The organism is Mitsuokella apri (assembly GCF_047974105.1).
Lineage (GTDB): Bacteria > Bacillota > Negativicutes > Selenomonadales > Selenomonadaceae > Mitsuokella.
In genome coordinates, this window is sequence record NZ_JBHYRS010000027.1 from 1 (window position 1) to 401 (window position 401).

Below are 401 nucleotides of genomic sequence, written 5' to 3' on the forward strand. Positions count from 1 at the left end.
TCTTCTCCGTCTCCCAACTATCCTGTACGTTACATGCCAAAAATCAATGTCAGGCTGCAGTAAAGCTCCATGGGGTCTTTCTGTCCAGTCGCGGGTAACCTGCATCTTCACAGGTATTTCAATTTCACCGGGTCCCTCGTTGAGACAGTGCCCAAGTCGTTACACCTTTCGTGCGGGTCGGAACTTACCCGACAAGGAATTTCGCTACCTTAGGACCGTTATAGTTACGGCCGCCGTTTACTGGGGCTTCAGTTCAATGCTTCGGATTGCTCCTGACATCTCTCCTTAACCTTCCAGCACCGGGCAGGTGTCAGCACCTATACGTCAGATTTCTCTTTAGCAGGCACCTGTGTTTGTGGTAAACAGTCGCTTGGGCTTCTCTTCTGCCGCCGGCTCCAGCT

General features: G+C 51.9%; 1 rRNA gene. It reads right to left on the reverse strand.

What is annotated here, in order from left to right:
• Positions 1-401 (reverse strand): 23S ribosomal RNA (locus tag ACE419_RS11565); the annotation flags it as partial.